At 50.4% G+C, this 6146-nt stretch carries 8 protein-coding genes; 7 read left to right on the forward strand and 1 reads right to left on the reverse strand.

The window, feature by feature from the left end; genetic code table 11:
- From VLH40_08495 to VLH40_08525, 7 genes are all read left to right on the forward strand, one after another.
- Positions 1–442, forward strand: a 442-nt coding sequence (locus VLH40_08495; GenBank protein ID HSV32041.1) for a hypothetical protein, incomplete at its 5' end; no start/stop codon positions are given.
- A 14-nt stretch (positions 443–456) separates the two neighbouring features.
- On the forward strand, positions 457–969 hold the full coding sequence (locus tag VLH40_08500; GenBank protein HSV32042.1) for an adenine phosphoribosyltransferase: 513 nt from the start codon (positions 457–459) through the stop codon (positions 967–969).
- A gap of 83 nt (positions 970–1052) precedes the next feature.
- Complete coding sequence (locus tag VLH40_08505; protein ID HSV32043.1) at positions 1053–3251, forward strand: bifunctional (p)ppGpp synthetase/guanosine-3',5'-bis(diphosphate) 3'-pyrophosphohydrolase; 2199 nt, start codon at positions 1053–1055, stop codon at positions 3249–3251.
- Positions 3248–3703, forward strand: a complete 456-nt coding sequence (gene dtd, locus VLH40_08510; protein ID HSV32044.1) for a D-aminoacyl-tRNA deacylase — start codon at positions 3248–3250, stop codon at positions 3701–3703. Before VLH40_08505 ends, dtd begins: the two co-directional genes overlap by 4 nt.
- A complete protein-coding gene (locus tag VLH40_08515) occupies positions 3700–4359 on the forward strand; it encodes an MBL fold metallo-hydrolase (protein HSV32045.1) in 660 nt (219 codons plus the stop codon). Before dtd ends, VLH40_08515 begins: the two co-directional genes overlap by 4 nt.
- Before the next feature lie 64 nt (positions 4360–4423).
- A complete protein-coding gene (locus VLH40_08520; protein HSV32046.1) occupies positions 4424–4594 on the forward strand; it encodes an SDR family NAD(P)-dependent oxidoreductase in 171 nt (56 codons plus the stop codon).
- A complete protein-coding gene (locus tag VLH40_08525) occupies positions 4563–4943 on the forward strand; it encodes an SDR family NAD(P)-dependent oxidoreductase (GenBank protein HSV32047.1) in 381 nt (126 codons plus the stop codon). The genes VLH40_08520 and VLH40_08525 overlap by 32 nt, the downstream gene beginning before the upstream one ends.
- A 290-nt stretch (positions 4944–5233) precedes the next feature.
- On the opposite strand, the gene VLH40_08530 is transcribed toward VLH40_08525, so the two are convergent.
- Positions 5234–6146, reverse strand: a 913-nt coding sequence (locus VLH40_08530) for a hypothetical protein (GenBank protein HSV32048.1), incomplete at its 5' end; no start/stop codon positions are given.

The following is a 6146-nucleotide window of genomic DNA, read 5'->3' on the forward strand; positions in this document are numbered from 1 at the left end:
GGCCGCCGGCCTGAAAGTCGAAGAAAAAAATATCTCTCAACTACGGGAGACCTTAAACCGTCATTACGGTCATGAAATCAAATCCCTTCGTGGAATGCAGGGATTGGTTGTCGACGCTCAGATCTCGTTGAGCGATATCAATTCACGAATGTTATCTTGGTTGGAAAAACTCGAACCCTTTGGAGAAAAAAATCCAAGCCCCCTTTTTGCGGCCTTGAATGTCTCTCTGGTTAAAAGCTGGACTTGGGGAAAGAGAAACCAGCACCTGAAATTGCTCACTCGACAGGATTGTGACTTTCAGGAAGCGGTGGTTATCTCCGGCGTGGTTACAGCCGAAGAACTCACCCAAAGTTCGCTGGTTGATCTGGCCTTTGAAATCTATCGTAATAATTATGGCAATTACCCCTACTTGAAAATACACGACTGGCGGATTAAAAAATGAAAGGATGGTCGATCATGGATCTTGCACAATACATAAGAAATATTCCCGACTTCCCGAAACCGGGTATCCAGTTCAAAGATATCACCACTTTATTGAAAGACCCCGCCGCTTTCCATGTCTGTATCGATCAACTGGCCAATTACTTTCGGGATAGCGCACCGGATTTAATCGTCGGTATCGAAGCCCGGGGATTTATCATCGGGGCTCCGATAGCTTACAACCTGGGCTGTGGCTTTATCCCGATCCGTAAAAAAGGGAAACTTCCCTTTACAGTCTATTCCCGGTCTTTTGAGCTCGAATATGGACTGGAAACCCTGGAAATCCATTCTGACGCCTTGGAAGACGGCCAGAAAATCCTCATTGTCGATGATGTCCTGGCTACCGGAGGCACAACGACGGCTGTTTGTGAGATGATTGAAAAGCTGGGGGGAGTCATCGTCGGCATCGGATTTGTTCTCGAACTCGATTTTCTCAAAGGACGTGACAAGTTCGCTTCATACAACGTTCATTCATTAATCAGCGTGTAATTGACATCGCTCTCCTTTAGATAGCTCTTTCGGTAGGAGAGGCCAGATCTTGAGGAGGGGACAAGTAATGAGACGCATTCCACTTGAGTGAGAAGAGGCCCATCATCGTTGTGGTCAGTCATTACCTGGATGAACTCCAGGAAAGGATAGCTGAATACAATCCTCGGTTTGACCGGTCTTTGATCGAGAAGGCCTATACCTTCTCCCAGCAGGCTCATCAAGGACAAGATCGCCTTTCCGGTGAACCGTTTATTATCCATCCCCTGGCGGTTGCCCATGTCGTGGCCGACCTTAAGATGGATGACGCCACGATCTGTGCCGCCCTCCTCCACGACGTTCTCGAGGATACCTACATTTCAGAAGAAGAACTGGATAGGGAATTCGGAAGGGAGATCACTGCTTTGATCCGTGGAGCGACAAAACTCAGCGTCGGTTTTGCGCTCATCAAACAGGAAGAAGCTCAAATAGAAAACTACCGGCGCCTTTTTGTCGCAATGGCCGAAGATGTCCGTGTAATTATCATCAAGCTGGCCGACCGACTGCATAATATGCGCACCCTGAAGTTCCAGTATCGGGATAAAAAGGAAATCATTGCTCAGGAAACTTTGGAAATTTTCGCACCGATTGCCAGAAGGCTGGGGATCGGTAAGATTAGTAACGAGTTAGAAAACCTCTCGTTGTTTTTTCTCGATCCGGAAATATTCTGCAACGTTCAGCGAGGAATTGAGCGGATCCGGGAATCAAGGGAAAGCCAGATTGGCGTGGCAGAAACAAAATTACGGGAACGATTAAGTCGCTCAAAAATCAGCGCGGAATTCCAGAGTCGCTTTAAGAACATTTATAGTATTTACATGAAAATGAACCGCCAGAAGATCAGCCTCGACGACCTGCACGATCTCATTGCTATGCGGGTGATTGTCGAAACAATCGAGGACTGTTACGCAGTCCTGGGAATCGTCCATTCCCTCTGGGTCCCAGTTGCCGACCGGTTCAAAGATTATATCGCTCTTCCCAAGTCAAATATGTACCAATCTCTGCACACAACAGTCATCGGTCCTCAGGGTGATCCGATGGAAATTCAGATTCGAACTTGGGAAATGCACCGTATAGCCGAATATGGGGTTGCCGCCCACTGGCGCTACAAGGAGGGAAAGAAGGAAGCAGCAAATGAGATCTTGGAGCGAATGGCCTGGTTGCGCCAGATTCTGGAATGGCAGCAGGACCTGCGTAATACCCGGGAATTCATGGAAAGCTTGAAAATCAGTCTTTTTGATGAGGAGGTATATGTTTTTACCCCAAAAGGAGATTTAAAGAAGCTTCCCCGGAAATCCACGCCCATAGATTTTGCCTACCTGATCCACACAGAAATCGGAAACCATTGCATCGGTGCGCGGGTTAACAAACAGATCGTCCCCCTTGATTACCAGTTGAAAAGCGGGGATATCGTTGAAATAATTACCTCCCGCTCCTCTTCCGGCCCGAGTGTCGATTGGCTGAGGATCGCTCAGACACCGGGAGCCCGCAATAAAATCCGGGCCTTTCTTCGCAAGAAAAACCGGGATGTGAGCTTGGAAAAAGGAAAATCCGCCCTTGAGAAAGAACTCGCAAAATATTCCCTGGAAGCCGAAGAGACAACCCAGGTCCAGGCGAACCTGGGGAAGTTTATGGATGAAAACAACTATCGAGCCCTTGAAGATCTTTATAGCGCAATTGGAGAGGGACGGTTCACCACCAGGCAGGTTATCAACAAAATCTTGCCGTATTCGATTCGTAAACGGTTTCAAAAGAAAAAGCGGGTTGGAGCAAAACCGACCACGACTCAGGCAGAAGACGCAATCATCATCCAGGGTGCTACCGGTCTTTCCGTGAAACTGGCCCGCTGCTGCCTTCCGATATCCGGTGACCGTATCGTTGGATTCATCACCCTGGGAAAAGGGATCACGGTTCACCGATCCATCTGCCACAACCTGGTACGTCTGTCCCAGAACAGCAACCGGATTATTGAGGCGACTTGGGACAGGGAGGTGATTCATTCTTACCAGGCCGGCTTAGTGGTCGAATCTTTGGACCGCCCGAAACTTCTAGCGGATATCACCAATACGTTTGCTAACCTTCAGATGGAGATCCGTTCGATCCATGCGCATACCAACGGAAGCGAAGCGAAGATTGTTATGGTGGTGGAAGTAAAAGACCGAAATGAACTGGATTCTTGTGTCCAGGCGCTGAAGAAAGTATCTCATGTGAAAGCTGTTCGGCGGGGAGGAGCGTTTGTTCTGAAATGATAGCCGTGATCCAGCGGGTGACGTCAGCCTTGGTCCGGGTCGGTGGGAATATTACCGGCAAGATTGACGATGGTCTTCTGGTCTTCCTGGGGGTGGGGCGGGGAGACGACTTATTGGACGTCGAGTACCTGATAAGAAAAATACCCAATCTTCGACTCTTTAAAGATAAACAGGACAAGATGAACGCCAGCTTGATTGACCGTGGCGGGAAAATACTCCTGGTTTCACAGTTTACCCTCTATGGCGAATGCCGCAGAGGGCTACGCCCCAGTTTTGACCGAGCCGCCGATCCGATCTTGGCCCGGGAACTTTTTGAAGCGGTGCGGAACGGCTTAGCGCAACGGGGTTTGGATGTCCAAACGGGCATCTTTGGAGCAATAATGCAGGTCGAGCTTGTAAACGACGGTCCGGTGACGATCTTGCTGGAGAGCAAAAAAGGGAACGAGACATGAATGCGTACCTAAGATACCGTCGTTTTACTCTGGGAGATTTTTTGACCGAGTGTTATTTGGTTTTTCGAGACAGAGAAGCTCTGCTCATCGATTCACCGGTCCCGGCGCCGGATATCGACAACTTTTTAGTGGAGAACGGGCTGAATTTAATCTTTATTGTCAATACTCATGGTCATATCGACCATATTGGGGGCAACCGGTATTTCAAGGAGCAGTATCCCGGAGCAAAACTGCTCATCCACGAACGTGAAGTCCGGTATCTATTAGACCCTTCTTTAAATCTTTCTTCTAAAATTTATCACCCTTTTGTCTCTCCGGAATCAGATCAAGCGCTCGCGGGAGAGGCAGGCCGCTTCTTGTTCGGTGGTGTCCCGGTAGACTATCTCCATACCCCCGGTCATACACCGGGAAGTATGTGTTTGTATTTTCCGGACCTACTGTGGCTTTTCAGTGGAGATACTTTGTTTGCCGGGTCAGTGGGAAGAACGGATTTGCCAGGTGGTTCTTTCCAGGCACTGACTGCTTCTCTGAAAAAAATGTGTTCCCACTTTCCGGGGGAGGCGACCGTTCTTCCCGGTCATGGACCGATGAGCACCCTTCAGGAGGAAATTAGCTCTAATCCTTATCTAATCGAATTAGTTGGGAAGAAGGTATAGGACATGTATTACACTGCTTTGTTTCCGGAGAAGGAATGTTTCTGAAAGCCCAAAAGGAATGAAAATGAAGATTGAAAACATTGTCGTGACCGGAGCCAGTAAGGGCATTGGAAGGGCGATCTCTCTGAAGCTGGTTTCATCGGGGATGACAGTTTTCGCTCTGGCCCGGCATCGGGAAACTCTAAAGGAACTAACCGTGTGGGGTGGCGAAAAAAATCCACACCTATCCCGTTGATGGGACTAGCCCCCGGGAACTTGCGGCGATCTATCGGACAATCGAATCAGAACATGAACCGATCGACGTCTTAGTCAATAATGCGGGGATTTATCAGGGAATCAATTTTTGGGAACAGGACCTGGAGATCATCTCCCGAATCATAGATGTCAATTTGAAAGGAACTCTGTTCGCCACCTGCCTGGTGCTCCCCTCGATGATAGCCCGGAAACAGGGACGCATCATCAATATCAGTTCTGTTTCCGGTACTCGGGGGATCCATAAAGAAGTGACTTACGGGGCTTCGAAACATGGGATGATCGGCATGGCCGACGCCTTGGCTCAGGAAGTCCGTTCCCATGGCATCTGACCACGATTTGTCCCGGTGCGGTGGACACGCCGCTGTGGCGGGAAGGGGACACAACATACCCGGGCAACCTGGAGCAAGTGATGAAACCGGAAGAGGTGGCCGATACCGTGGACTTCGTTCTCAGGCAACCTGACCGGACTGTCTACAAGCGTATTGTCGTTTTTCCGAGGATCGAATGACATTGAACGACCTGTGTCCGGCGTTGGGGGAAGCCGGTGAATTTCCGGCCCCCCGACGATCGTAGTCTCCATCTGTGGCTGAGCGTTTTAAGCGGGACGCTGGGTTTTCGCCTACACGTCATCGATGATCTTCAAGTATTGATTAACCAAGGCTTCCGCCCGTTGAGGATCTTTTGACTCGGCAAAGACCCGGAAGAGCGGTTCTGTGCCCGAAGGTCGGATCAAGAGCCAGGAACCGTCGTCATAGACAACCTTGAAACCGTCGATGGTGATCCGGTTTTTCTCCTGTGCGGTTACGCGGTCGATCCTTTCGATGATGGCCGGTTTCTTATCCGCACTGACGACAACCTTCCGTTTGACTTGGTAGTAAGCGGGAAGATCCCGGAGCATGTCGCTCAGCGGTTTGTCGCGCTCAGCCATGATATTCAGGATCCAGGCTGCGGCTATCGCACCATCCCGTCCCCAGACAAAATCGGGAAAAATCATTCCGCCGTTTTCCTCGCACCCGAAGATACCGCCGTGTTCTTGAAGGGCTTGAGCCACCACCAGGTCGCCTACGGCAGTGGCCATAAAACCGCGGTTGGTTTGCCGGGCGATTTCCTGTAAAAGATGGGTGGTGGCCACAGTGGTCACCAGGGGGCCCGGTATATTTCTTTCAGCCAGATCTTTGGCTACCAGGCTGACGCTGGCGTCTCCGGAGACGAATTCCCCATTTTCCTGGATGACGATCAACCGGTCACCGTCTCCGTCCTGGGCGAAGCCCACCTGGAAATCTCCGTGCTTCATCAGCGTGGTGATGTCTCCAAGATTCTGAGGAATCGGTTCCGGATTTCTCCCGGGAAACCGTCCATCGGGATGGGCATTCAGGCTGACCACCCGGCATCCCAACTCACTGAGGAGTTGTGGGGTGATCAGCGAGGGTGATCCATTGGCACAGTCAACAACCACCCGGAACCGGCAGTCCCGGATACGGGAGACGTTAACCCGCTCGAGTATGGCTTCGAGGTAATCGGCGTTGACATCC

It is taken from the genome of Atribacteraceae bacterium (assembly GCA_035477455.1).
Classification (GTDB): Bacteria; Atribacterota; Atribacteria; order Atribacterales; family Atribacteraceae; genus DATIKP01.